The organism is Pseudoalteromonas sp. TB51 (assembly GCF_000498055.1).
Classification (GTDB): Bacteria; Pseudomonadota; Gammaproteobacteria; order Enterobacterales; family Alteromonadaceae; genus Pseudoalteromonas; species Pseudoalteromonas atlantica.
Window position 1 is genome coordinate 1 of the sequence record NZ_AUTO01000212.1, and the last position, 25,930, is coordinate 25,930.

A 25,930-nucleotide genomic window follows, 5' to 3' on the forward strand; every position below is an offset into this window, starting at 1 on the left:
GCTAAGTGGCCACCATCGCCGCTACCCAAAGGAGTTCTGCTTACTACTTGATACTGTGCGTAAGCTACCGACTCATTCATTGCGCTCGAGAGCTGCTCTTGCACCATTGCTGGTGAGTGCTGCCAAAGCTCAGTCAATGCATCAAAGCCCTTTGCTGTAATTCGCACAGTCATTAGCGCAACCGTTGGCGCTTAGGCAGTTGCACAGCCTTACCATGCGCACTGCTTTTATTGTCATTAACGACAACCNAGCCGTTGGCGATGCGTCTGAAACTGTCGGCTTTAGTGCCGTGGTCAACGCTATCGCTTGAAATCGTACTGTTATCATCGTTGGCGTAATACGTGGCCAACTTATCAATGCAGCTTGCCGCTGCGAGTTTTAAACAGGCATCCACATGCTCTGCAGCAATCTCAACGTTACCCGTATCTTTTTGGTACTTCGCCAGCATATCGGCATAGGCACTGGCAATTTCATCAGCGCTTAAAATGCCTGCTTGGTCTTGTACATAAGCTGGGAGTCTGTCTGCGTACATAGTTAAAACACCTTATAAAGCGCATCCGTGCGCAACCGTGTCATCCAATCACCAGAGGAACCAAGGAATTAAAGAACCAGCGCTTTAGTCGCACCACGGAAGTCAGTACACTGACCACCATAAATGTGGCGCATCTTCATTGTGGTTTGGTCGTTCGTGAACACAGTGCCCACGTTTTGCATGTCTTGCGTGAAAATCTCAGGGTTTTCCATGCCGTCTAAAAAGCCCATTTCAAAGTTGGCAAGCTCACTAGGGTCGGTCATTAAGCCCCAATCATTTGGATCAGTCGCACCAGGCACACGCAGAATTTCAAGGTTTAATTGCTGCGCAAAACCCTTGTCGTTATTTTGCATGCGTTGGAACAAGTCAAAGGCTGCATCTACATTACCCAGCGAGCACAACAAGAACGCTGGCTCAATTTCTAGCATCTCGCCTGTATCAAGCTCTTGCTGATTCATAATGGCGCGCCAATGCACCATTAACTCTTCCTGGCTTAGTGCATTACTAAACAAGTTGTTATGATCAGCATGAAACAGTGCTTTGCCATCTGGGGCATTGCGGTTGTTTAGGTAGAAATCCCACGCAAACTTGCTAAGTGTGCGCGCAGCGGCACGAGCCAGCTTATTAGGAATTTGCGTAATGATGTTGCGGTCATCATTTTTAATCATTTCCATAGTAATGGTTGCTAAGCCACCTTTTTTGCTAACGCGATACTTCGCATTGCTATCGGTAGGTTTCGCAAGTTCTGGGTAAGCACCACTTTCAAGTACTTCTTGTAGGTCGCCATAGCCACCCCATTCAGTCACATTCTGATCTTTAAAATCAGTCGCAGTAGCAACACGGAATACTTTGCGCCATAGCTGGTACTTTTCTAAGCTGCCATACACTTCAACTACTCGGCGGTTTACAACATCGGCCAACACATTTGGTAAGCTATCGCTATCAAGCGCTTCGACCATTCGCGTACGGCTACAATCGCTTAAACGACCTGTACAGTGCTTATCACCCGTTAAATCAATGTAAGCTTCTTTTAAGCTCACTACATCTTTATTAGCCGGATCAAATAGTGCGGTAAGCAGCTCTACACCGCTTGGGTTATCTGAGTATTGCGCGCCTTCAGGCATGTTCACTTTGCCCGACTCAGTAAACTTGCTTAAATAGCTAATCTCACTATCAATCAGCTTTTGCACTTTATCAGTGCTTACGTCTTCGCTGCTTTGCACGCTTTCTACCAAGCGCGTTTTGGCGGCGTCTGGCAAAGTCGACTTATTAATTAACGCCACAGCACTTTGCTTTGCTTCAACCAAACGCTGGCTGTCAGCAATCACTTTGTTTACATCTGCAAGTGTTAAACCTGCACCTTGGCCAGCATCAGGTGCACCGTGTTTAGCCAGTGCTTCAGTTAATTGCACAATGGCTGTTTCATCATCTTCAGCTGTCACAGATGCTGCAAGCTGAGGGTTCGATTTTTTAAGCGCTTCGAGTAGGCGCATTAGTTGTTCATTCATGACATTGCCTTGATTATGAGCTTCTTTAAATGACACGATCCGACCACCTGCACCAGGTACCATGATCAAATCGACGGAATTAACTTTGAGGAACTTCTTAGCTGTGCGGCTGCCCTTTTTACCAGAGGCCGTACCGTCCACATCAATACTTAAACCAAACAGGTCTTGCATATTGTTATCAACGGCTTCGCGCAATTTTGTGGCATAACCCGAGCTTTCAAGCACAGTTAAATCAGCCTGCAGTGCACCTTTTTTACCTGCACCAACTCCTTCAACAAATTGTGCATTGCTGAATTGACCAATTAGGTTATTAAAGTGTTGGGCAGTGCCTTTAAGATGGTCGTCATCAGACTTAACCATGCACTTAGCACCGTTAAACAAAGGGGCTGCTTCACGCAGAACGTGGGCTGGATAGTCAACACCATTTAAGCTTTTACCCACCTCAATCAAGGTCACTAAAAACTTACTAGGTTTAACATTACTAGCTTCAATAAACTTAGTTTCGTCATACCAGGCTTCGGTTAACTTAACCACGTCAGAGGGCTTATACTCTTTGACGACTTCAATGGCGTTTTCAAACGTCACCTGATTTAACTCACTCACCGCATAAGGGTATGCCCAGTAACGGCCATCTTTACGAACCACCACTTTGTCAGCATAAAAAGCTGTAATATCAACCCAGCTATCACGCGAGTTAGTTGCCAGCAACTTACGCAGTTCTGCAGTCACAAGCGTCATCACATCGTGATAATCAGATGATTTAGCCTCAACAAATGCGCGATTGCCTAAAAAGCCGGTTCCTGTTGGTAAAAGGGTCAACATAATTTAGCCCCTTACTTAGCCGCAGCTTTAGCTGGCGCTTTTTTTGTTGCTGCAGCGTCTTTTTCAGCTTGCTCTAAAAGTGCTTTAGCTTCTTCTTTGGCCTTGGCAATAATAGCTTCTGCTTCATCAGCTGCAGCTTTCGCTTTCGCAGTTGCTTCTTGCTCAGCATCTGCTTTGGCCTTAGCAATAATGTCATCAGCTTNTGCCGCTGCTTTGGCCTTTGCTGCCGCTTCTTGTTCTGCTTTAGCTAACAATGCTTGAGCAGCATCATCAGAGGCGTGTGCAAGCTCACTGGTATTCTCACCATCACTGGCAAGTACCGCTTTAGCAAGGTCTGCAACAGCAAGTACACCTTCAACACGTTGGCCTGCTTTAGTTAACGCTTTAACAACGCCTGTTTCGCGTTCAACTTTAAAGTCGAACACTTCATCTGGCTTAACTTGGCGGGTTTGTTTTTTGGTAAGCGTGTTGCCACGTTCATCGGTTTTAGGTTTATTATCGTCGCCTAAGTCAACGACTTCTTCATATAGCTCAAGCGCTTTAGATGCAATTTCTAAAACAGCATGGCCTTTAGTAAGTAAAGCAAAAAGACTCATTATGTTGCCCTCAATGGTTGTGAATATGGCTAATGAGTCTTTAAGGTAAGGGGTTTTGTTGAAGGGCTAAATTAAAGGGTTTTAGGAAAATTAAGTGAGTTCATTTCCCCAGTCCATGGGTTTAACGCCGCTTTTCTCGATTAAATCAGTAAGGTCGTTTTCAATATCGGGTATCAAAATAGGCTGGTATTCATCAAACAATGCATCGTCTTCATCTCTAAACGGGTTATCTAACTTTTCAATAATTTTTACATGGTATTGTTGAGGTTCACTCTCAAAGCGAGGTTCTTTCCACAAATACAGTAAATCGCTATGTTCATTTATAAGTGTTAGTAATGCCGCTGCCGAATCTTTATTTTTTAATACTTGTTGCCAAACGCTTTCTAATTGGTCCATTTTTAACGTGTCCTTATGATGGCTAATTCAAAATAATAAAAGTCCCTTTAAAATAATAACGACCTTGCCATCATAATCAAACACGTTTTCTTATTTGTTAAGCGCATCCCAATCGATAGGTGGTACCGTTCGTTTTACATAGGCACGGTAGCAGTAAACAACAATGAACGGCCACCACAAAATAAAAATAGTCCCAACCTTAAAAAAGGCCGGTACACTCTTTTTACTTTTAACATTTTTTGAAGCCGATTCTAGCCACGATGCCAAAGCAAAACCAAACCCTATAAATAAATACGCATATAAAATTAATAGTGTCATTTCTATCTCCTAAGTTTTTACTGTCAGATTCGGATCAACTTCCCAGTGTTTCATCACTGGTACCGTAAAGCAGCTACAATTGACTGTTTCTTTTGCTGGCGCTTTGGGGTCATGAGGGTGCATCATCTTAATGCCCCCAATAGTAAAAGGTTCATTTGCAGCAGCTCGAGTATTGTTTGCGGCCAAGTGACTAACGCGGTGTTCTTTACGCCGACCTAAACGCCACTCTTTTTCCATGCCTGGTACTGCATCACCAATTTCGTTCATGCGCATATGGCTTGCTGTGTTATACAAGCGGCTAAGCTCAGTGTTTACAATCGCCTTAGCGCGCCACATTTTTTTCTCGCCTAAACTTTCTGCTATGGCTTTTTTAGCAGTTTCGCTATCTTGCGCCCCCATCATCACAAGACCAAGTTGCGATCGAATATAATCAGCCTTACCGCTTAATACATCTTTAATTCGGTCAACCATAAAATTATCAATGGCCACAAGCTGGCGATGCTGTAAAAGCTGCGTCATAGCATTTACCGTTACACCACCAGCTTTAAGTGGCGCATCTATTAAATTAATGCCAGCCACCCAAGTAGTTTGTGAAAAGGCTTTAATTTGTGCAGCGCTTCGCTCACCCAGTTCAAGCATCACCTGGTTAATTTGCCCCTGCAATTTGCCATAGTGCCATTGCTGCCAATCTGTCGGCTGCCCTTGTAAAATGGTTTGCGTGTTTTCTTCAGCAAGCTCAAGCAAACGCAACAGCGAATCCCAAAGCCCCTGCTTATTTTTAAGTAGCGCTTTGAGCTGTGCTGTACGGGCTTTATTAAAGGCCTTGGTTCGTTCACTCGGTGTCATCATCTACGCCTGCATCGTCTGCACCATCAAACTCGTTAAATGTGTCGGCCTTTACCTGGTCTTTCGCTTTTTGGGCAATAGCAGCTTGCGCGTTTATAAGCTCTTGCTCAGGGTCAATCTCAACACCTAATCGGTCCGCAATTGATGCAATCACACTTAACCCCGTTTCTTCGGTCATAATGCCCTGCGTAATTCCTAGGTTTACCGCTACCACAACTTGCTGCAGTGCAGCAGCATAGCGGCTTATATCTTTAGCGGTCATTTCTGGCATCACCACTTTTGACTTAAACACATCAGTTTCAACCATGCGGTCAGGCTCAATGCCCATGGTTGCTGTGTAGTACTGGCGAATAACAAAGGTCGCTATTTCGTGCAGCATATAAATAATGTAGCGCTGGCGCATAGCAAGTATTTTAAATGTCGGCTCTGCCATGGCTTCGCCGTTCGCACGGTTAACGTCACCCCCGTCAGCAAACCAACTTGGTGGCATAGTCGCACCACCGAGCATGTGGTTTCTAAATAATTTTGCTAAGGCCTCGGTGTCGCCAGAGCCTAGGCTGGGGCTTTCTGCTTTCCACTCTTCTGAATCGTTATGTACATTTGCTGAGCCTGGTCTTGGCGGGTTGCTTTGAATTTCTGCAGCTCGAGCATTTACTTTATTTTGGTCAGCGCCTTTTAAAGTAACATCCCACACAAACGCCCGGGAGTTTTCAGCACGATCGCCTTCACCAAAAATAAAGTCGTCGTATAAATCTAAAAAATCACACTGCGCAGTTAAATCAGAGTTGCCCCGTCCGTGGGCGCAAAAGCTGTTAATTGAAAAATAAAAAATATCGCCATCATTAAAACCTTCACGTAATCGCTGCGTTTGTTTGGTAAACACCGATTCTGGGCCATTGATTATCACTCTATAAATGTATTGTCGGCCATTTGTCATACGCTTGGTTTTTACACCAACCGGCTGCTCTGGATTGCGAGGGTCGTAAATAACTTCCTCAACATGGGCAGGGTCTAGGTAGCTTAATTGCACTTCGCCACTAAGCGGATTTACAAAGGCAGGGTAAAACTGCTCGCCAAATATCGACAGCTCACGCACTTTCTTTTCAAGCTTAATAGCCATGTTATTAATTGGGTGCGTCCAAAATGCATCGATGACGGCTTGATAGTCTTCATCATCATTCGTGACTTTTACGCCTTCCGCCAATAAATACGCGAGCGGTAACTCAATAATTCGGTTAGCAATCATGTTACTTTGCCAAAGGTAAGGCGCTATTTTGTTCATGCGTGCTCGGGTTGGCCCACTTAAGTTACGATTAGAATCACCAGAGAGCTTTGAATATAAGTGGTCATCAGCATCAATTGAGCCAGCCATAGCACCTGCTGCTTCTTTAAATGTGGTAGCTGATTCATTTGCAGCAGTGTTGCTTGCAATTGTTTCAGTAACAATTGCCGCAATTTTTGCTGCAAATTCTGCCTCTTGTTTTGCCTTGCGCTTTTTTGAACCAAACATAGCTTTTTAACCCTTTTGTAAATCTTTTACATTTGCCTAGGCGGCGCTAAATAAAATTTTCCGTGCAATGGCACTCAAAACACATTGCAAACGCTTAAAATCGCTCTGAGAGCGTCACCCTTAGTTTTTGATTTTTACCCAGACTTATCTGTTAGCACTTGGCCACTTTCATTTATCGTTCGATAGTTGAAGTCATCACCACCTAAACTAATCCAAGCAAGTTGCTCATTTCTAAAGTTGCCAATAAATATCCATTCAGAGCCGTTAAAGTACTGAAGTGTTACCTTGTTAGTTGGAGCCAAATAGCCAATTGCTCGTCTAAACAAACCGCCTGCACGCGTTCGGCCTTGCAAGCGAGATGGTCGGCTATTAATTGAGTTTTCAGCTTTAGGCACATTGACACCTGCAGCTGGCTCGCCCTCTTCCAAAGTTGCTGCATTTACCAGTACACCCGCAACGGCAGTATCGCCGTGTCGCCATTTACCATCACTGCCTTTGTCTCGGCCATCATCCATTTTTGGCTGGCCTTTATCTAAAATGACGCGCCGATGATCAGCCACTACGTCTTCACTCTCAGGCACGGTAATTAATTTGCTCTCGAGTGCAGCTTTATATTTAGGGAAAAATTGGTTGTACCAAGGCCGCGATAACATCACGCAATCAATTCGGCTCTCGCCATAACGTTGCATGGCTTTTTCTGCCAACGATTGGCCATTACCTCGGCTATCAAATTTGCCGTGAAAAAACAGCGGCACATTATCGAGCAGGTAAAAGGTAATTTGCTCTTGGCAATCAAACGGAATGTTTCTTAACTCAATTAAAAATGGCGTGTGGTATTTAGTAGGGCTTTCTTGCTGCATTGGCCACAACACACTTAAGTCACCGCTTCGGCCAAAGTCTTGCCCAAACACAGTTCGTTTACCTGGCATGGCATCAATTAACGGCTTAATAGTGTCTTTCAGCCAATCATCAATTATGCGAGTACGCTCAGGGTTCGTAACAAAATCATCAGGCTTTTCTAAGCGAACTACTTTGCTATCTGGATGCTGGCAACGTTCAACCAGCATACGGTTAATGTAAACACCACCACCTGCACTTGGGATCACATCAAGCTCTTCTGCCGCACCATCACCATAAAAGTCGTATATTTCTTGCGCCCAGGCATCTTCTTTTTCTTGAGTCCACTCTAGGCCCTTCATGGCACAAATGCGTTTATACAAGCCTTGGCTTAGCGCTTCTGTAAATGTTGTTCGGTAAACCTTGTATGGTTTTTTCCCTGCGCGACATTCTTTAATGAGTAAATTAAATGGGTTTTCTTCACCATCATGGGTGCTGATAATGCGCACCTTACCGCCCCAAATTAACAGGGCAAAAGCGGCTTTAATCAGTTCATCTAAATTATCGTGGAATGCAGCTTCATCAAGTATCACGCGGCCTTGTTTACCACGTAAGTTTGATGGCCGAGAACTCAGCGCAATAATTCGAAAGCCACTGGCAAAGCGAATTACATAAGTAAGAATATCCTTACCTTCATCAGTAATAATCTCTTCGCTTACGTCATCACACACTTCGTTAAAGCTTTTAGCCCAGTTCGCACAGTCACGAATAAACTCTTCGGCCATATCTTTGTTATAACCGATGTACCAGCAATCCATGCCGCCAGCTGCTTTACTTGCCGCAGCATCAAGTACACTCGCTGCAGCCTCGCCCCAACTTAAACCGATACGGCGCGACTTTTCATAAATGATAACGGGCGACTGGTCCCAAACATATTCAGCCTGGTACGGTAATAAGATCGACGTTAACTCTTGTGTGTCCATTGCCATTACAAACGCTCCCCAGCAATGGCTCGGCGTATTAAATCAATATTGCCAGAGCTTAAGCCTGCCGTTTTAGCTGCACTTTCTGCTTGCTCTTGGGCCTCGGCTAACGCTTGTTTTCGGGCTTTTTCAGCAATTTGTTTTTCTAAGTCGGCGTTATAGTTTGCACTGCGTTGCAACCGGCTAATACTTAAAACCAAATCACCAAGCGTTTCAGGATCAATCGGATCTTCTTGGCTCATTAAATTAGAGGTTGTTTTAAACGCAGCGCTTTGCAGTAGGTTCATTAACACTCGGCCAGTATCACCAATACTCGATAAATCGCATTGTTTCGATAGCGCCTCAACATAAGCCTGGCTTTGTTTAATATCGTGGCTAATTTGTTCAATACGCTTTTTTTCACGCCAAACCGTATTGTCATCAATTGACTCAACATCGGTTTGCTCACCACTTATGTTTGCCAGTTCGTCGTTAATCGCATCGGCAATTTGCTGGCAAGTGTATTGCTTAGTGCCTAGCATCTCGCGCAAGTTTTCACGTATATGCTCAGGTAAGCGCTCAATCTTATTGCCGCGTGCCATGTTAGTTGCCTCCTGGTGCTGGACGCTTAACACCGTCAACCGACTTACGGCCAGTGGCAACATCAGCGCCTTGCTCAGTAATCCGTGCAACCAAGGTTTTATCACCCACCACATCAATAGTGAGCAAACCCACATCTTCTAAAAAGCGCATATGGGCACGCACTCTATCGCGGCTAATATTGTGGCCGTAGGTTGCTAATACACAGCTCAACATACTGCAGTTAGCGCTATAGCCTGCCGCCTCATTTAAGGCACGCAAAATAACTAAACGCTGATCAGCATCAAATAGGTCTTTCATTGTCCTCACCCTTAAAAAAGCGCTCATAAATAAACGCAATAACAAATTGGCAAAACGCAAAAACAAGCCAAAAACACACGCACATGAAAAAAAAGAACCCAGCGATTAACAGACAAAGTACAAACCACAGCTCTAGTTCATGCTCATTTCGCATTACTGTTTACCGGAGATTTTTGATTCAACAATCAAATTAAGCGGATGCTCAATGCGTTTTAAAAGATCATGTAAATGATTATTTTCACCCTGTAGCTTGGCGACTTCTTTACTTAACGCACTGACATTTTGAGGTAAGTCTTTCACCTCAACTTCGATGCGTTGAACAGCCGCTTTGACTTCAGCAAAATCTTCATTCTTCACATACGTTTGCTCTACCGTTTGCAACCGCTTGTCTTGTGCCGTCACATCATCCTTGCTAGCAAATGATTTCTTAAGCACATACGCACCTACAAAGAAAAAAACCAGCACAGCTCCTTGCACCCATGGGTACCATTTAACTATTTGGTTCATATCATCCACGGGGGTTACTCCTATTTGTTTTTGCCGTATTTGCAATGCGGGCTTCAGCTTCAAGGCGAACACCGCTAATTGAGTGCCAGCCTTTTAAAAATTCATTAACTAAAGTGGGGTCGCCCACAGGGCAAATGCTCTGTGGGTCTGGGTTGGTACCATTTTGGTAAGTGCTAATGCGCGCTTCGCGACCACGCTTAACGTAGTGAGGATAACTTTTCATGCTACCTCACTCATTTTAAGTTCACGAATAACGCGCTCGATGCGGTTTTCAAGCTTAAATAAGCGACGATGCCAGCCAAATAAAAACGCAATTTGGCTAGGATCATTAACTACAATACGGCTGTATTTGCTTGCGCGGCGTGCAAAGTAGTCAACCATTAAGTTCGTTTGGTTTGCGTTAATGGCTGCAGCAAAGGTGCGTGAGCCTAATATGCCATCAACCTTTACTCGCAATACTTGCTGCAAAAGCATATTGGCCAGTGGCACGCCATGATTAATAGCTGAATCTAAATGCAACATGGCTAATTCATATAAACCATACTCAGCCAGTTCTTTAGCACGGCTACCGCGCCAAAAATCACGATGGTAAATGCGCATGGCTTGAGGCCATGTCAAATTAGCTATATCAACATTCGGGTAAGCAGCTTGGCTTATGCCATACCGCGTTCGCCCACCTTTGTCGGCGCTATGATCAGAGTCGCCTCCTTCTGCCTCATATATCCAGTCCATGCAAAATAAAAATGCACGGCTGTAATTCGGGGTAAGGTCGGCAAAGTTTTGTGTTTTCATAGCGCCAGTGTGGCGCTATTTGCTGGGGGGCTAAATTAAAGGGTTTTAGTAAAAATGAGGGTTAGTTGGGAGTTTTTGTTTGTTCCTCAACTTTCAAGTTCTGAAGTGGTGGAGTCTCTTTGGTTGACTCATTCTGAGCAGCTTGTTTTTGCTCTTCGATAACTTCAAGCATCAGTTGCTTAAGCTCTTCTTTAGATGCAACAGGCTGAGTACTAACCTGCTTTTCTAATGACTCTATTCTGGCTTGTGATAATTTGAGTCGTTCTTTGCTTAATTCAATGTTTTTATTCGTTAGGTAGCCACCCACCAATATTGACAAAAATGCTATTGAGAATGAAGCAATACCTATCCTTACTGAATCTTTATGGCGTCGCTCAGCATCGTTATGAGCTTCGAGTTTTAAAACCAATTCCAACCCATCTGCTGTGAAGTTATACGAGTGTAAAAAAAATAACGTATTTACTTGGCCTCTATATCTCATTTCTCTTACACGATATTTAGTAACCAATCCTCTTTCTTCTAGTGAATCGAGCAACTTTTTTACTCGATTATGTTTAGCTTCGATGCTTTCGAGTGTTTGGCCCACAAACTTTAATACGTGATCATAATGCTTAATGAACTCTGGAAACACATTCAAGTCATCTGCTGAATCAACGAACGTTAATTCACCTTCTGCTCTAAATGCTAATAACAACTTTTCGATAGGAAAAGGTGTAAAACTAATTTTTTCTTTTTTGTCTGTCATAAACTCACTGTTTCTCTTGGTTTAATATGTTTACTGCTATCTCTAACACCAAACTTCAACTGCACCACGGTACCATTTTTAATACCTCGGTTAATGCGTAGCTTACCGCCTAACGAACGGGCAATATCGTGCATCGATTCAAGGCCGGTACCAAAGCGCATAAACTTATCTAAAAAGGCAATTCCTTTACCATCGTCTTGTATAGTGATCACAAAGTCATCTTTGCTTCGCTTACCACTCACTTCAATGTAACGCGCCTCAGCATGTTGCAACGCATTTATAAAAGCATGATTAATAAACGCGTAAATGTCTTGGCTTAGCTTCTCAGGTAAAGCTTTGCTTCCAAGCGCTAAATTAAACTCAACCTCTGTTTGGCTATATTGCAGTGATGTATTGGCCGAGAGCATCTTAAGGCCATCTTCAAGCGAGGTATTGCCCAGCGCTCCATGGCTGTACACAACAGGTAATAAAATATCTTTTGCTTCGTCCAGCTGCAGCAGGCCATCGCTTAGCTGTAAATCATTGCCTTGGCATAAATGCGAACCCGACACCAATTTTCTAAAGCCCTGGCTTAATGCAGTTTGTTGCTTGGTATCACGCATACGCCTAAATACTTCGCGCATTTGCTTATGGCGTTGCAAAAACACAAAAAATACTGCAACAAACAATAAAACCACTACCACAGCGCACACCCACGCAAAGGCATCGCTTTTATAAAAAGAACCTTGAACATTCCATACTATGGGGGCGCTTTTAACAAAGTGGCTACCATCTAACGTAGCTCTTACAACTAAGCTATGTTCACCTTCGTTTAACTGGCTAAAGTGAACTACTGGCTCNCACCGCCATTATGGCTATATTGATAGTCGTAATATTGAGTAAGTGCATAGTCAAAATTACTAAAGTGCAACGTCATTTGGCTAGCTTGTTGTACATCATTTAATGCATTTAAGCTGGCATCATTCACACTCATTGACGACACCAAAACAGGCTTATCGTTTTGCAAGTTCGTATTGCTCAAACCTAATAACCCATTGTTCGACACCGCATACATCGCGCCGTTATAAGCCATTAAACTATTAGCGCCAAAGTATTGTTTTTCAGTATGAGGAATGGCTACAACCGTTTCATCCACCAGCGTAAATAAACCGTTTGTAGTTGCAATGTACAAGCTGCCATTGAACACCGCTAAATCAGTAATGAACCGAGGGCTTACTAACAATTTAAACCCGTTATTGATTTGCTTATACAGGCCACCACCATAAGCGGCTACATAAACGCTATTATCAAGCATCGTCACTTTACTTACTTTGCCTGCTTGAGTTGTAAGGCTGTGGCTCATATTACCCGTTTTAACGTTGTACACACTCAAACCTTTGCTAGTACTTATATACAGCAAGTGCTCAAACTTATTGGTTGCCAGTACTTCATTAGCAGCAAGGCCGCTGTCAACATTCAGTACTTTTTCAATGACCAAGTTATCATCAATCACTATCACGCCTTGGCCACTGGTAGACACAAGCCAACAGCCGGCAATTTTTTCAATACCTAAAATATAACCATTCGCCAATCGGCTTAACTGCTCGTTTTGCCACACATATAAACCATTTGTAGTGCCAACAAGCGTTACTTTATCACTGGCAATACTGGTAATTTCATTGCTTTGCTCTTGGCTAAGCGCGTTATTTAACGCATCCATTGCCACGAACTGGCGCTGCACAAAGCGATAAACACCCGAATCGGTGCCCATTAATAAACTCTGATTATCTTTACCTAGCACGTTGTATCTACTCACCAGTGGCAGGTTAAACTGATTCAAATCCTGAGAGATAATCTCGTATTCATTATCAGCTACAGCCCAAAGGTTTGATTGTGAGTCAGCATAAACACTATTAAAAAACAGCTTACTTTTATTCAAAACACCCGATACAAATTGTTTATCGAGCGTTGAATACAAACGAATTTCACCCGCCATAGCCATCGCTAAGTAACTATTTTTATAGATGGTCATAGCGCTAGGTGTGGTGTTAAGTGAGGTTTTATGAACTTGTTCTGTGATGAGGTCGTAACTATAAAGGGTTTGTTCGTGGGCTATATATAATCTATCGCCAACAGCGGCAATTAACCCTGAATGTATGGGCATTTTTATCAGCTGACGCTGATGGTTTAAATTCAAATGCCAAAGCCCTGTATTGGTTAGTGCGTATACTTGGCCATCGTGCGATAGCACTTTTAACACAGTTTGCCCAACCAGCGCTTGCAGGTTCCCAGCGTTTTTTTTGCTTAACACCTCAACCCCTTTCGAGGTAGCGGCGTAAACATGCTGGCCATTTACAGCCATATCTTTACTGGTTACTTCGGCAAATTGCTTAACATTGCCTGTTAAAACATCGTAAGCATAAATATGACCATTACTTGCAGCATATAACATGCTTTTATCTGCATTCGTTGTAAGTGCATATACCCACTGTGCTGGCAGCGCCTCAATTAATGCAAAGTGATAACCATCATATTTATACAAACCTTCGTGGCTAGCAAAATACATAAAACCATTCTTGCCCTGTACCACTTCAGTCATGTTGTTAGGTGTACTATGCGCACTTGCCCCTGTTGAAAATAGGCAAAGCACAATGAAAAGTAATCCACCGTATAAACGTGCTTTAACAGACATAATCAATGCCCCTCTCCTTGGTCGGCGCAGCTTAAGCCGCGCCATTTATTATTATAAGAGCCTAATTATTAATATTGTACGTGGTTGCGCGTACCACAGAACGACTCAACCGTTGCCTGGTAATCAGGGGTTGCATCGTCACTACTCACACTTTGAGCATCAAGTGTTCGCGCTTGTAACAGGCTTGTTTTAGCCGTTGCTGGTTTTTCCCAATTAATATTTTGGTTGGGTTTAACAATAAGAAAGGTCGGTTTACGCGGGTCATCAGGGTGTTTTTTTGTGTACCACTGTTGCATCACAAATTCACCGGCTTCCTGTCCGTACATATGCGTGTATGCAGCAGCTAAAAGCTGAGCGCCACGCTCGTTTGTAATAATCATCCCTGTTGACTCAAACGCTGAGCCACAATCAAAGTTCATATCTACACTTAAGCTACTGCTGTCTGGCAACAGTAGCTGAGCTTGCATAGATGAAACACGCGCTCTATCAGGCAAAGGCTCCAAAGCCTGAGTCGCACTCGTAAAGGTAAAAGCGGCTAATGTTAGGGCTGAAAGTACAATACTTTTTAACATTGGGTAAAACTCCATTTATGCCAACGTTAGCGCCCCCTTTGCCATAGTTTCAACAAGTGGTTCGCAAAAATCATTTTCAAAGCAGGCCTTTATTAACACTGGGCGTAACTTGTTGGCCACTGTTAATAATCTATCCGCTGGCAAATTTCTACTATACAACTCCCGTTCTAATATCTTTTCGACCATATCTAATGCTCGCAAAGCATCATCACTTGTGGGGGCTGCGGCTTTTTGTTTTGTTGAGTCTGCGCTCTTTCCATAAATTAACTCATCTACCGAGTAACCATATTGAACATACGTCTCAACAATATGGTTAAAAGGCAAATTACCAGAGCGACGACTCGCACTGATACCAGAAGGCGACAAGCCAATCTTAATGGACAGTTGCCGATCACTTCCTTCGGTGCCTAATTTTTTATGCAACCTAGAAATAATCGCATCAAATTCAACACGGTTAACTTTATCTGAAATCATAATACCTAGTCAATAGATTAAATTTAATATATTTAATTTTAAAATTTAGCTTGACGAATTAAATTTAATTCACTTACATTAAAAAGCGAAGCGCAAGAACTCAAATTTAATTCACTAAACATTTTAAGGTTAACTTTTTATGATTAAGAAAGCCATTCCCCACGAAGAGATAAAGCAACTTTTAGATCAGAAGGATATAAAGTTTGCTGATATTGCGAAGGCCAAAAAGGTCAGTGTTTCACTTGTTTCTATGGTTAGCCAACGCAAAAGCCAATCAAAGCCAATTGCACAGGCTATAAGCCATTGCTTAAGCCACCCCCTTGAAGAAGTATTTGGTGATGTAGAAGCCTACTTCACTCCGAATAAAAGAGGCCCTAAAGATCGCTCTAAAAGGACCTCTCAAATTATTACCGCGTTACGCAAGGGACAGCCCATCCCTCCTGCACACAACTCATTATCGGTCGCCAGTTAAAAAAGAACAGGGAAAGGTTTAGGTAATTTTAACCCTAAAAATTTCTTTATTTTCAAAACACAGAGGAAAACAAACCATGAACTCAAACAGCATATTAAACGCAGAAGAAGCACCAAATTGTGATGTACGGTACTTGTATTTAGCAGCACTAAACAAAGCCATTCAAGATTCTGGCTATTCACGCCCACGCATCGCTGATCGTATGAACGATGCCCTCGCAGGTGATGCCGTCATTAATGCGGGTAAATTAAATAAGTGGTTAGCGCCCAGTTCAGAGCAGTCAATGCCTATGGAATACCTTTCAGCATTCTGCTGGGCTGTGGGCAATGTCAGTATTGCCAATGAATTATTAAAACCAATTTTGCATCGTGTATTTGATGAACGCGGCCAAATGCTAGAACAAGCAGCCCGTTACCAACTCGAAGCCGAAGAACTGCAAAGCAAAGCTAAAAACCTCCTAACCCAAGCCAAAGCTGATCACCCTTCAGCGGTTAACTAACACAGAGTAAATGCCATGAAAACTGCCCCTATCAAAGACCAAAAACCGCCTAAATTTCGCCCGCAAAGCACTAAAACGGTGTTTTTGATGACGATGGAGCAGCTAAAGGCCATAGCCCAAAAGGAATACAGATCATGAATTTACTAACTCAGCCTATTACCACTGAGCAGCTTGATATAAAGGTGTCAACGTTCACTTTGCAGTGCAACTGCTGTAAGCGCACTGAGCACGGCACCATACCTAACAAATCCTTTATAGCAGCGGCTAACTATATGGGTTGGCGACAAGTTAAAACCAGCCATATCGACATAGATAGCGCCTGTCCAAGCTGTGTAAGAGAGCTAAAAGAGTTTTATCAAACTCAGCAGGTGCCAGCATGAGCGAACAATACCTATCAACCACCATGCAACGTGGTTTAAACGCTATTAAGGCGTTAAGTGGTCATGAAGCAGATGGTATGCGCCCTGGTGAACTAGCCAAGCGTATGGGTATCAGCCAACCACAAGCAACGTCAGTTATTAAAAATCTGATCCATGCAGGTTTTGCTGAGCACTGCCCATGGGACCAAAACAAAGTACGTTTGGGGCCAGCCCTTATCACCATCGCCAACAGCGCACAACTAGCGATTAATCAGCGTGCTATGCAACTTGAACAAGATCGTAAAAATTACGGAGCAATCGTATGACAACCGAATTATCACCCCAAGAACAACAAATCACAGTTGAAACAACACAAGTACTTGCCTCAAAGCAAGATGCGTTAATGCAACTTGGACAAATTCAAGCATTCAACTTTATTGGAAAACTGGTAACGGTTTCCGAATTAAAGATCTTACAACAAGTTAAAGAATCTAAGAATTACAAGGGCTTAACTTATAAAGGCGAATCGGGAAAACTGGAAACCGTTTCCACTTGGGATCAATGTTGCGAAAAGATCTTAGGGATGAGTCGCAAGAGTGTTGATGAACGCCTATTAAACCTTTCTCAATTTGGTGAGGCGTTCTTTGAGCAAGCACAGGCTATGCGTTTAGGCTATCGCGATTTAAAAGCTCTACGCCAACTGCCATCAGATGAACAAGCGCTAGTTATCGAATCTGAGGCGGTAGAAACCGGTGATAAAGAGGCGGTAAAAGACTTAATCGATGACCTAAAAGCGCAGCACAAAAAAGAGTTAGATGCCGAGAAGCTAAAAACCAAAGAGTTAGACTCACAGCGCCAAGTGGCTATTCGTATGCGCGACGAGTACCAAATGAAAGCCATGGACTATCAAACAGAACTTGAAAGCACCAAGTTCAAAGCCGATGCCTGGAAAGACCAAACAAAACACCTGCTATTTGAAGCCACTAAGTATGAAAGCAATGCTGTTGAATCACTTAGCCGTTTAATAGCCTTACGAGATCATTTTTTAGATAACGACGATTTATCGCCACAAGTTGTTGAGCATCTTGCTGCTGGTTTACTGCATAGCTTTAAAACCCTAGCAGAAGATTTTGCGCAATCTTGGCTTGAAACATCAAGCATTCTTGAGGGCTACCTACCAAAAATGCGCCCAAGCCTTGATGTATTGCAAGAGCTAAACGACAGCGCCATGAGTAACGAGGAGTAAGCATCATGGCTGACGATATTTTACTTGGTTTTAAACAGCGAATCGAAAACGCAAAGCACGGCGAAAAAGGCAAGATTTTAGCTGAAGCTAAAGAGCGCCTAGGGCTAAGTAAAGATGCCTTCTACCGTGAGTTAGCAAAACTCGGTTACAGCAGTGGCCGTAAAGCGCGAGCTGACAAAGGCCAAAGCAGCCAAGACCCTGAAAGCCTCGATAAACTAAAAGCCATGCTGGCTGTAGGCAGTCGTAAAAATGGCAAGCAAATTGTAGAAACGCCAAATGCTATGAGCATTTTAGCGGCCAATGGCTGTGAGTTTAAAAGCGCAAGCACAGTGCGTAAGTTATTACGTGAGCAAAACGCCACAGCAAGAATGCTTAACCAAAGCACAGCACATGTGCAGTTACGTAGCCTTTATCCAAACCACGTACACCAAGTAGATCCGAGCTTATGCTTAATTTACTACCCGCCTGGTGGCAAAAAAGGCCGTGTTCAGCGCTTTATGAGCGATGACGAGTTTTATAAGAACAAGCCAGAGAACCTTGAAAAGATAAAGAACCTACGCGTTTGGCGCTATGTTCTTACCGATCATTACTCTGGTGCAGTTCGTGTTCGTTATTACGAAAGCGCGGGTGAAACCATGGCAAACCTATATGACTTTTTGCTGTGGTGCTGGGGCTTACACAATGATGAAAAGTGCCCAATGCGTGGTTTACCCGACATTTTAGTAATGGATAAAGGCTCAGCAAACACCGCTGGGGCTGTTATTCGCGCACTTGATGCACTGAGTGTTGATGTAATTGATCACGAAGTGGGCCGCGCTCGCGCGAAAGGCCAAGTAGAAAACGCGAACAACTTAGTTGAGAAGCTATTTGAATCACGTTTGATGTTTGAGCCTGTAAACAGCGTAGCAGAACTAAACGAACGTGTTATTGCATGGCAAAACGCATACAACGCCGACCAAATACCTAACTATTCAGCAAAACACAGCCGCCATGGTAAAGGCCGCTATGAGTTTTGGATGAAACGTATGGCACACGGCAAAGTACGTGACCTACCAAGCGAAGACATTTGTCGTTGGTTGCTTACTCATAAAGAAGAAACCCGCACGGTTAAACCAGACCTATCGATCACCTTTGTACACCCTACTGTTAAACGCAGCCAAAAATATGCGCTTGATGGTTTGGTTGGTATTTACAAAGGCCTAAAAGTACTTGTGCTGCCTATGGCGCTCTCTGAGCGTGGCGAAATTTTAGTGTACTGCAAGTATCAAGGCGAGCAGCAAATACACACTGTTGCACCAATAGAAGTTGATGATGCGGGCTTTGATATTACTGGAGCTGTGATTGGCGAACAAATGAAAGCGCCTAAAGACACCGCCATTGATACTGCTCGTAAACAAGCTGAGCGTGATGCTTACCCTGGCATGAGCGATGAGCAAATAGCAAAAGCCAAACGCGGCAAAAAAGCGGTGCCTTTTGGTGGTGCGCTCGATGCGCATAGCCATTTAAACGAACTGCAAACACCAGACTTTATGCGTGTTCGTGGTGAGCAAGTTGATACAGGCCTGCAGCAACCAACTAACCGATTAAGCGGTGTTGCTTTACGCAAAGCCATTGTGGCCAAGCGCGGCACACCAATTACCCCCGAAGAAAAAACATACCTTGCTGATCGCAGTATCGAGGCAAGCCAATTACCTAGCTTACTTGACGAGCTAGCAACCTTAGACAAACCAAACCACTTAAACGTGGTTAATTTTACCCGTTAGGAGAACCACCATGGGATGCAGTAAAAAACATCAACTACGTAAAGCAGAGCGCGCACCGTTTAACGTTGTATCTGGCCGTACACGCACAGTGTACATGGTGCATGTAAAGCTTATTGATGCAAAGCGCTGGACTGAACTTGCCGACGAAAAAGGCCAGTACATTTTCAATGACGAAAAAGAACGCGACGAGTTTTTTGAGCGCGTACTTGCCACTTATCCAAACCAATACAGGAAGGTGGCCTAATGAAAGAACTAACCCTATCAACCAAGCAAATCATATCGATTTGTAATTTTGCAGGGATCCGTGTGCAAACACCTTGTGATGGTCCAGGCGAAGAGGACTTTTTAGCAACTGAACACACCCTCTCAGTTGATAAACAGGTGCAACTAGAAAACGGTGAGGTTTACCAAGGCTTGACTGTTCACTGCACTGAATATCCTGAAGAAGGTTATATGCCATTAGAAGAGGTTAATAGTCCGCATGAACGAACCTAATGAGCACAAAAAGAAGATCAGCCAAAAGACCTGGAAGATAAAACTAGGCCGGATGATGGCGAACCGCAATATCACTTACAAGCAGTTAGTGCAGTGGTTAGACCTACATGCAGATGTAAAAACCAGCGAAGCAACGCTGAACAAAATTGTGACTAAGTCTGAATTTCCTAAACGCGAAAAAACCCGCGAAGCAGTTAAACGCGGCCTTGAGCGCTATGCAATTGAGAATGGCTTAGTAACCGAAAGCAACGTTTACCAAATCTATTTGGATGATCCACACAGCAATGCAGTAACCACTGGCAGTCAGTGGAAGCATAGCAATAAAACCAGACGCCTGATCATTGGTCATGAAGATTCAATTAACGGGCACATTGTATTTGAAACACCGGAGGCAAAAATGCTTACACCACGAGCAAGACAACATTTTAATGTTCTTAGCGACCCATGGGATAACGAGATTTACAGCATTGATCACGTTTACTTAGGCACACAGCAACGTTATGTAATTGAGTCAATTATCAACTGTGCAAAAGTTGGTACCTTAATGGCGATTGTCGGTGAGTGCGGCAGTGGTAAAACAGTGATGATGAACTTTACCATTGAAGAGATACGCGCAAAGCATCCGAACATTCGCGTTATTCGTCCTGCCCGTATCGATAAAAAACAAATAGCGTCAAACACCATAAGTGAGGCTATTTGTCGTGAGCTGAACATTTCTAAGTTGCCACGTAGTAGCGAAGACCGTGATGCGATTATTCGTGAAGAACTAACGCGCAGCTGTAACGCTGGCAACCGCCACATTTTGCTTATTGATGAAGGCCACCGCTTAGATGAAGAAACCATTAAGCAATTAAAAGTGCTGTGGGAGCTGAGCGAAGGTTTCACTAAGTTAATTGGCATTTGCATCATCGGCCAAACCGAACTCGACAAAGTACTTAACTCAATGAACGTGCGCGAATTTGCATACCGTGTAAATAAGCTACAAGTGCCGCCACTTGGTACCGAGTTAAAAGAGTACATCGACCACAAACTTAAAGCCGCCAATCTGGTACCAGAAAAAGTGATAGAGCCTGCCGCTATCGAAAAGATGCAACAAGCGCTGCGTGGTATTCGCAAGTTTGGCCGCACAACAGGCCGACCAGACGAAATGGTTGATATGAGTTATCCACTCAACGTTAACACGCTAATGAAAAACCTAATGAACGAAGCCGCTGATGTAGGTGAAGAGCGTATTACGGCTGAGTTAGCTGAAGAATACGTGAGGGTTTAGTGATGGACTCTCGCATTCTTAAAAAAGTTCGTCAGTGTTTAGCGCTTGCCAAACAGGCAACCAATGAACACGAAGCAGCTGCGGCTATGCGCCAAGCACAAAACTTAATGCGCAAACATAAGATTAGCGAAAGCGACATTGATTTTAGCTATGTACAGCATGAACGCGTTGAAACGGATTGCAGAAAAGTAGTGAGCTACCACGCTGCTTTATTGCATTTAATCAAGCGTGTATTTGGTGTCCGCTTTGTAATGTCGTCAAGTTTGTTTAGCAATTCAGAAGTCTCATTTATTGGTATTAACCCGCAACCAGAACTAGCCAAATACTGCTACGAGGTACTTTGGAGCAAGTTAAAACAAACTCGCCAAGAGTATGTAAAGCAGCAACCTAAACAATGTAAGCGTGCAACTAAAGTAGCGCGAGGCGATCGCTTTGCCGAAGGCTGGGTGTTTGGTATTACCCGCACGGTTGAAGAGTTCGCCCTTAGCGAAAAAGAAACCAGCATTATTGAGCGTTATATGGCGCAAGAGTTCCCCGACCTAAGTAGCAGCTCACCGTTAAAGCGTGGCAAGAAAGCTAATACCAAAAAGGCCATACTCGACGGCATAGCGGCAGGCCGCCAAGAGTCTTTACATCGCCCTGTTAACGGACAAGAACACCAGAAACTAAACCACAACTTAGGAGCTTAACATGGCCTATTTATCAATTACTGAGCTTAACAAAGCACTACTAAGCCAGTTAGAAACAGATAAAGAACGTGCGAAGTACTTGCTTCAGTTTGAAGTGACTACCCGCATAACTATCGAGAACCTAACACCAAAAGCCCAAGCTGTTATTGGTGATATTGGTTTGCCATTCACAGGCGATGACGCGCAACAAGTTATAAAAGATGCGCGTGCCTGGCTTCAAGAAAAAGCAGCTTGAGGAAGTAACCATGAATAGTGCAACAGCCCAAATAAGCACTCAACGTTTTACCCATTCTACCGCGCCAACAATTTATACCATTGCACAACTTACTGAGCTGGTTAATGGCGAGATTTTATCGGGCCGTAAGCAAGATGCGCTTAATACCTTAGCGCAACTACAAGATGCGACCCACAAACTTGAAAACCAAATCCATAATATGAAGGATGAAAGCCATGGCTAAACAACCAAACCGCCGCGTAAAGTCAGACGATATGCTGTCTGTGAGCAGCTCAGAAGAACTCGAGCAAACAATTTTTCGGATTGGCCAATTGCAAACCGAACTAGAAATTGCCACAGCTCACACGAACCAAACTATTGAAGATGCCAAAGCGTCTTTAAAAGATAAAACAACGGCGATCAACAACGAAATTAAAGTACTGAGTAAATCAGCACAAATTTTCTTTACCGCAAACCAGCAAGACATAGTACCTGCAGGTAAAAAGTCGCGAGTATTTGATGTAGGCGAAATTGGCACTCGCACACCACCGTTATCAGTAACAGTGAAGAACGGCCAAGATGTGATTGACGCTCTTAAAAAGCTACAAGAACAACTTAAGCTATCAGATCTACTAAGCGTTAAAACATCTGTTAATAAGCCAGGTCTTATCAAGCACCGTGAAAAAATTAAAGATATTCCGGGCATCACATTTAACCAAAAAGAACAGTTCTTTATTAAACCTGTTCATGTGCCTATTGAACACCTAACTGAAACGGAGCAACCAGCATGAGTACCGAAACATTTAAAGTACGCGTGAATGGTGGGGCAATGTTTTCGTCTCCCTCATACAAGAAATCACTTAAGAGTTTCAATAAAGCGAAAATCAATAATGCAGGATCAAAGGTTGAGTTTATTAAAGAGGAAACCTTAGCAGTGCATCAACCCGTTAGCCAATCTGCTTAACGATTAGCCGCCTTCGGGCGGCCTTGGAGGACCAATGAATACTATAAATAAAGGCGACAAGGTTTCATTCGTTACGAGTAGACAAACTGGTCGTAGTTATCACATATCCAAAAAAGAAGGCAAAGTCCTGCAGATAGATGAAGTTAAAGGCACTTGCTCTATCGAATATAGAAAACGCTTATATGTTAGGAATCTAGATGCAGTTGCACTAGTAAGGTCTGCATCATGAAAAAGTTAATTCAATTAATCCAAATTGCTAAGCGTGATCTGAATATGGAAGACGATGTTTATCGCGCCAACTTAAAAGCTTGGGCTGGTTGTGACAGCACCACGCAAATGGATAAAAAGCAGTTAGACAAAGTAATCAAAGGCATGGAAAAGCTCGGTTTTAAAAAGCAAAAACCTGTACGTCGTAAAGTAGACCAGGCATTACTTGATAAAGAGCCATTACTTAAAAAGCTTGGTCAAGTTTGGACAGTAATGAAAGCGCATAAGTTGATCGAGAACGGTAGTTATATTGCTCTTGAAAAGTGGGCTGCTAAGCAATCAAAAGGCTTAAATGATGGCAAAGAGATTGAGCGACTAGATTGGATGGTACCAATAGCCAACCAGTTAATTGAGCGCCTTAAACGCTACCACTTACGCTTAATGAAACAAGCAATGATGGTTAAGATCCCCGCTGTTTTGCGCTACTACAAAGAGCTAAAAACAGATGAGCTTGATGAACCTAGCGAAATGTTTGCCATTCAAACTAAGTTACAAGCTAGCCGTTTAAATATGCCTACACACATGCAGCGTGTTCGCTATTTAGACTTGCTACAAGCTTATGAAGACTGCAACGAGTTTATTCGCCGTTTTGGTAAGTCTTCAGATGACATAAAGGGGGTAAGTAATGCAAAAGCTCGCTAAATGCCCACATTGTCGTGGTCTATTAGATATATCTGCAGTAGCTATTAATAAAGCATCTGACGAGCTGCTTTGCATTTATACAGCATTACCAGGTCAAGCAAGTGCTGCGCTTGCTAATTATGTTCAATTGTTTACGCCTGATAAGTCAGACCTATCGAGCGCTAGACAATTAAAAATTAGCAAAGATGTTATTGAGCTAACCAAAGAGTTTGATTTAGCAGTATTCACCCAGTCATTAAACATTACCGTTACGAGTATTCGAGATCATTGGCAACGCAATGGCTATCGACGTATGGGTGATGATCATGCTTACCTTAAAAAGGTGCTTGAGACTGAGCAGCAAAAATTTATTCAGAGCCACCCTAAGCAAACCGTTGTATCTGCTAACAAGTCAATCGAAGTAAGAACCGAACGACCAGAAACGTTAGAAGAGTCAACCCGCAAGTGGCAAGAGAATATAGCAAAATACCGGAGGTAACATGAGTGGCAAAGCGCAAACAGCTGAAACTCTATTAGTACTCCTTGACTCGATAGAACGTAAGCTTTTAGAGAATAAAGTCGATGAAGAACAAGCTACAAAATTGGCAACGTTAATAGTCGATGACTTTCGCCACCAGTGTGGTGGTATGAGTGTTTATATCCCTAAAGGTGTTGGGCTTGATGCCATACTTAAGCACAACCAAATTTACCAAGACTTTCGCGGTAATAACCACACAGAGCTTGCTAAGAAATATGGATATTCTGAGCAACGCATCTACCAAATTGTTCGGGCCATACATGCAGCCGAATCAAAACGCATTCAACCTGAACTGTTCTAACCAACCAATTAGCCCCGAAAGGGGCTTTTTTATGGCAAAAATTAACCTGAATTTTCCCTGTTGTTTTTTTATTCAAGTGATAATTTACTTTAAATATCTTAAACTAAGTGCAGCTGTACAATATGTACAACTACATTAACTACAATAAATGGAACTATATATGTTTTTGTCAAAATCAAATTGGAAACCAACTTTAGCCATTGCATGTGCAGCTGTTCTTAGTGGATGCGCCTCCCCAGATTACAACTATATCCCAGTGTCGACTCAAATTAGTGAGCCTGCAATTGACAGTGTAAATATTGCGTATGTCGGCGATGTCATGCTTAGGCAGGGGAAATACTCAGAACATGATGCTATATATTTACCTTATAAAGTAGAAGTTAGTTGGGCGTATGACCTACATGCTGGCTATTACATTAAGAAGGGAGAAGATAAAGACACTGAAACCTACATGCCGAGTAATGACAATGAAGGTGGTATGGTAGATAAAGCGGCTATCGCAGATCCTTGGAGAGCAGTAATGGCTTATAAAGGCACACAAGAACTTTGTGTGATAACTGCATTTAACGCTGCTTCATGTACAGATAATGCAAACTTTGAGAGACGTAAAAAACCTATCTTGACGCATGACTCTTTTCAGCAGACATTAATTTATAGCGGTAAGGTTGGTAGTAAAGTAAACATCGGCTATCGTGAGTTTTCAAATAGTCACGCAAGACCTGCGTTTAATAACGATGTGGAATACGATCTAGACTCTTCAAAAGTGATTGGCTACAAAGGTGCCAGAATTGAGATCATCGAAGCAACAAACGAACATATAAAGTATAAGGTAATACAAAACTTCAATAAGGCTGCAATTTAGATTTTATTGGGTGGGCATTAGCAATATTGCCCGCCCCTCCAAACTTTCAATATTTGAAAGACTGTTTAAAATGTTATCCCACTAAATCCCAAGTCATCCCAGCCTATCCCGTATTTTTCGCGATTTTTATTATTTAGTTTTCTTAACTTGGATCAACGTGATAAGTTTAGATGTGAGTATTAATTGCGGCATGAGTCTTGGCTACTTATTAAATCCCAGACAGCAAAAAACCCGTTACATCGCTGTAACGGGTTTCTCTTATTTGGAGCCTGGCAATGTCCTACTTTCACATAGCAAATGCTACACTATCATCGGCGCTGTTTCGTTTCACTACTGAGTTCGGCATGGGGTCAGGTGGGTCCAAAACGCTATGGTTACCAAG

Annotated in this window: 34 protein-coding genes and 1 rRNA gene; 19 read left to right on the top strand and 16 right to left on the bottom strand. The window is 43.0% G+C overall.

Features of this window, described 5'->3' with window-relative positions; genetic code table 11:
- Positions 1–600: 600 nt before the first annotated feature.
- The 15 genes from L650_RS0111390 to L650_RS0111475 all read right to left on the bottom strand — a co-directional run bounded on the left by L650_RS0111390 (position 601) and on the right by L650_RS0111475 (position 14,988).
- On the bottom strand, positions 601–2,862 hold the full coding sequence (locus tag L650_RS0111390; protein ID WP_029773178.1) for a hypothetical protein: 2,262 nt from the start codon (positions 2,860–2,862) through the stop codon (positions 601–603).
- A 686-nt stretch (positions 2,863–3,548) separates the two neighbouring features.
- Positions 3,549–3,854, bottom strand: a complete 306-nt coding sequence (locus tag L650_RS0111400) for a hypothetical protein (RefSeq protein WP_029773180.1) — start codon at positions 3,852–3,854, stop codon at positions 3,549–3,551.
- 90 nt (positions 3,855–3,944) lie between these two features.
- Entirely contained in the window at positions 3,945–4,172 is a 228-nt protein-coding gene (locus L650_RS0111405) for a hypothetical protein (RefSeq protein WP_029773181.1), read from the bottom strand.
- A gap of 9 nt (positions 4,173–4,181) precedes the next feature.
- Positions 4,182–5,021, bottom strand: coding sequence for a hypothetical protein (locus L650_RS0111410; RefSeq protein ID WP_128081059.1), 840 nt, complete (start codon positions 5,019–5,021; stop codon positions 4,182–4,184).
- Entirely contained in the window at positions 5,005–6,528 is a 1,524-nt protein-coding gene (locus L650_RS0111415) for a hypothetical protein (protein ID WP_029773183.1), read from the bottom strand. Before L650_RS0111415 ends, L650_RS0111410 begins: the two co-directional genes overlap by 17 nt.
- A gap of 134 nt (positions 6,529–6,662) precedes the next feature.
- Entirely contained in the window at positions 6,663–8,354 is a 1,692-nt protein-coding gene (locus tag L650_RS0111420) for a hypothetical protein (protein WP_174380503.1), read from the bottom strand.
- Positions 8,354–8,929 carry a phage protein Gp27 family protein gene (locus L650_RS0111425; RefSeq protein WP_029773185.1) on the bottom strand — a complete coding sequence of 192 codons (576 nt, stop codon included), beginning with the start codon at positions 8,927–8,929 and terminating at the stop codon, positions 8,354–8,356. The genes L650_RS0111420 and L650_RS0111425 overlap by 1 nt, the downstream gene beginning before the upstream one ends.
- Position 8,930: 1 nt before the next feature.
- Positions 8,931–9,227: a hypothetical protein gene (locus L650_RS0111430; protein WP_029773186.1), complete on the bottom strand. Its 297-nt coding sequence runs from the start codon at positions 9,225–9,227 to the stop codon at positions 8,931–8,933.
- Positions 9,228–9,380: 153 nt separating this feature from the next.
- Positions 9,381–9,734, bottom strand: a complete 354-nt coding sequence (locus L650_RS0111440) for a DUF2730 family protein (RefSeq protein ID WP_223230574.1) — start codon at positions 9,732–9,734, stop codon at positions 9,381–9,383.
- A gap of 1 nt (position 9,735) precedes the next feature.
- Positions 9,736–9,957 (bottom strand): hypothetical protein, encoded by a 222-nt coding sequence (locus tag L650_RS0111445; RefSeq protein WP_029773188.1) that lies wholly within the window; start codon positions 9,955–9,957, stop codon positions 9,736–9,738.
- A complete protein-coding gene (locus L650_RS0111450) occupies positions 9,954–10,526 on the bottom strand; it encodes a glycoside hydrolase family 108 protein (RefSeq protein WP_085065469.1) in 573 nt (190 codons plus the stop codon). Before L650_RS0111450 ends, L650_RS0111445 begins: the two co-directional genes overlap by 4 nt.
- A gap of 61 nt (positions 10,527–10,587) precedes the next feature.
- A complete protein-coding gene (locus L650_RS0111455) occupies positions 10,588–11,271 on the bottom strand; it encodes a hypothetical protein (RefSeq protein ID WP_029773190.1) in 684 nt (227 codons plus the stop codon).
- Positions 11,268–11,954 carry a sensor histidine kinase gene (locus L650_RS0111460; RefSeq protein WP_128081060.1) on the bottom strand — a complete coding sequence of 229 codons (687 nt, stop codon included), beginning with the start codon at positions 11,952–11,954 and terminating at the stop codon, positions 11,268–11,270. The genes L650_RS0111455 and L650_RS0111460 overlap by 4 nt, the downstream gene beginning before the upstream one ends.
- 2,056 nt (positions 11,955–14,010) lie before the next feature.
- The gene (locus L650_RS0111470; RefSeq protein ID WP_128081061.1) at positions 14,011–14,514 is read right to left on the bottom strand and encodes a hypothetical protein; all 504 of its coding nucleotides are present in this window, start codon (positions 14,512–14,514) and stop codon (positions 14,011–14,013) included.
- A 15-nt stretch (positions 14,515–14,529) separates the two neighbouring features.
- Positions 14,530–14,988: a hypothetical protein gene (locus L650_RS0111475; protein ID WP_029773194.1), complete on the bottom strand. Its 459-nt coding sequence runs from the start codon at positions 14,986–14,988 to the stop codon at positions 14,530–14,532.
- A gap of 139 nt (positions 14,989–15,127) precedes the next feature.
- Between L650_RS0111475 and L650_RS0111480 the strand changes: the two genes are divergently transcribed.
- The 19 genes from L650_RS0111480 (at position 15,128) to L650_RS0111575 (ending at position 25,548) form a co-directional block, all read left to right on the top strand.
- Entirely contained in the window at positions 15,128–15,460 is a 333-nt protein-coding gene (locus L650_RS0111480) for a hypothetical protein (RefSeq protein WP_029773195.1), read from the top strand.
- Positions 15,461–15,536: 76 nt separating this feature from the next.
- Complete coding sequence (locus L650_RS0111485; RefSeq protein WP_174380506.1) at positions 15,537–15,959, top strand: hypothetical protein; 423 nt, start codon at positions 15,537–15,539, stop codon at positions 15,957–15,959.
- A gap of 15 nt (positions 15,960–15,974) precedes the next feature.
- Entirely contained in the window at positions 15,975–16,097 is a 123-nt protein-coding gene (locus L650_RS24720) for a hypothetical protein (protein WP_262974677.1), read from the top strand.
- Positions 16,094–16,339: a hypothetical protein gene (locus L650_RS0111495; protein WP_085065471.1), complete on the top strand. Its 246-nt coding sequence runs from the start codon at positions 16,094–16,096 to the stop codon at positions 16,337–16,339. Before L650_RS24720 ends, L650_RS0111495 begins: the two co-directional genes overlap by 4 nt.
- Positions 16,336–16,644 carry a MarR family transcriptional regulator gene (locus tag L650_RS0111500; protein WP_029773198.1) on the top strand — a complete coding sequence of 103 codons (309 nt, stop codon included), beginning with the start codon at positions 16,336–16,338 and terminating at the stop codon, positions 16,642–16,644. Before L650_RS0111495 ends, L650_RS0111500 begins: the two co-directional genes overlap by 4 nt.
- Entirely contained in the window at positions 16,641–17,564 is a 924-nt protein-coding gene (locus tag L650_RS0111505) for a hypothetical protein (RefSeq protein ID WP_029773199.1), read from the top strand. The genes L650_RS0111500 and L650_RS0111505 overlap by 4 nt, the downstream gene beginning before the upstream one ends.
- A 5-nt stretch (positions 17,565–17,569) precedes the next feature.
- The gene (locus L650_RS0111510) at positions 17,570–19,327 is read left to right on the top strand and encodes a hypothetical protein (RefSeq protein ID WP_085065472.1); all 1,758 of its coding nucleotides are present in this window, start codon (positions 17,570–17,572) and stop codon (positions 19,325–19,327) included.
- A gap of 10 nt (positions 19,328–19,337) precedes the next feature.
- On the top strand, positions 19,338–19,571 hold the full coding sequence (locus tag L650_RS0111515) for a hypothetical protein (RefSeq protein WP_029773201.1): 234 nt from the start codon (positions 19,338–19,340) through the stop codon (positions 19,569–19,571).
- Positions 19,571–19,822 (top strand): hypothetical protein, encoded by a 252-nt coding sequence (locus L650_RS0111520; protein ID WP_029773202.1) that lies wholly within the window; start codon positions 19,571–19,573, stop codon positions 19,820–19,822. Before L650_RS0111515 ends, L650_RS0111520 begins: the two co-directional genes overlap by 1 nt.
- Positions 19,809–21,092 (top strand): ExeA family protein, encoded by a 1,284-nt coding sequence (locus L650_RS0111525; protein WP_085065473.1) that lies wholly within the window; start codon positions 19,809–19,811, stop codon positions 21,090–21,092. Before L650_RS0111520 ends, L650_RS0111525 begins: the two co-directional genes overlap by 14 nt.
- A gap of 2 nt (positions 21,093–21,094) precedes the next feature.
- The gene (locus L650_RS0111530; protein ID WP_029773204.1) at positions 21,095–21,781 is read left to right on the top strand and encodes a DUF2786 domain-containing protein; all 687 of its coding nucleotides are present in this window, start codon (positions 21,095–21,097) and stop codon (positions 21,779–21,781) included.
- 1 nt (position 21,782) lies between these two features.
- Positions 21,783–22,016 carry a hypothetical protein gene (locus L650_RS0111535; RefSeq protein ID WP_029773205.1) on the top strand — a complete coding sequence of 78 codons (234 nt, stop codon included), beginning with the start codon at positions 21,783–21,785 and terminating at the stop codon, positions 22,014–22,016.
- A 10-nt stretch (positions 22,017–22,026) separates the two neighbouring features.
- Positions 22,027–22,239, top strand: a complete 213-nt coding sequence (locus L650_RS0111540) for a hypothetical protein (protein WP_029773206.1) — start codon at positions 22,027–22,029, stop codon at positions 22,237–22,239.
- A complete protein-coding gene (locus L650_RS0111545) occupies positions 22,232–22,786 on the top strand; it encodes a host-nuclease inhibitor Gam family protein (RefSeq protein ID WP_029773207.1) in 555 nt (184 codons plus the stop codon). The genes L650_RS0111540 and L650_RS0111545 overlap by 8 nt, the downstream gene beginning before the upstream one ends.
- Positions 22,783–22,959 (top strand): hypothetical protein, encoded by a 177-nt coding sequence (locus L650_RS24335; protein ID WP_164835560.1) that lies wholly within the window; start codon positions 22,783–22,785, stop codon positions 22,957–22,959. The genes L650_RS0111545 and L650_RS24335 overlap by 4 nt, the downstream gene beginning before the upstream one ends.
- Positions 22,960–23,184: 225 nt before the next feature.
- Positions 23,185–23,868, top strand: a complete 684-nt coding sequence (locus L650_RS0111560; RefSeq protein WP_029773209.1) for a regulatory protein GemA — start codon at positions 23,185–23,187, stop codon at positions 23,866–23,868.
- On the top strand, positions 23,852–24,346 hold the full coding sequence (locus L650_RS0111565; RefSeq protein WP_029773210.1) for a hypothetical protein: 495 nt from the start codon (positions 23,852–23,854) through the stop codon (positions 24,344–24,346). The genes L650_RS0111560 and L650_RS0111565 overlap by 17 nt, the downstream gene beginning before the upstream one ends.
- Before the next feature lies 1 nt (position 24,347).
- A complete protein-coding gene (locus tag L650_RS0111570) occupies positions 24,348–24,686 on the top strand; it encodes a Mor transcription activator family protein (protein WP_029773211.1) in 339 nt (112 codons plus the stop codon).
- 160 nt (positions 24,687–24,846) lie between these two features.
- Complete coding sequence (locus L650_RS0111575) at positions 24,847–25,548, top strand: hypothetical protein (RefSeq protein WP_085065475.1); 702 nt, start codon at positions 24,847–24,849, stop codon at positions 25,546–25,548.
- A 267-nt stretch (positions 25,549–25,815) separates the two neighbouring features.
- Here L650_RS0111575 and rrf read toward each other — a convergent pair.
- Positions 25,816–25,930 (bottom strand): 5S ribosomal RNA (gene rrf, locus L650_RS0111580).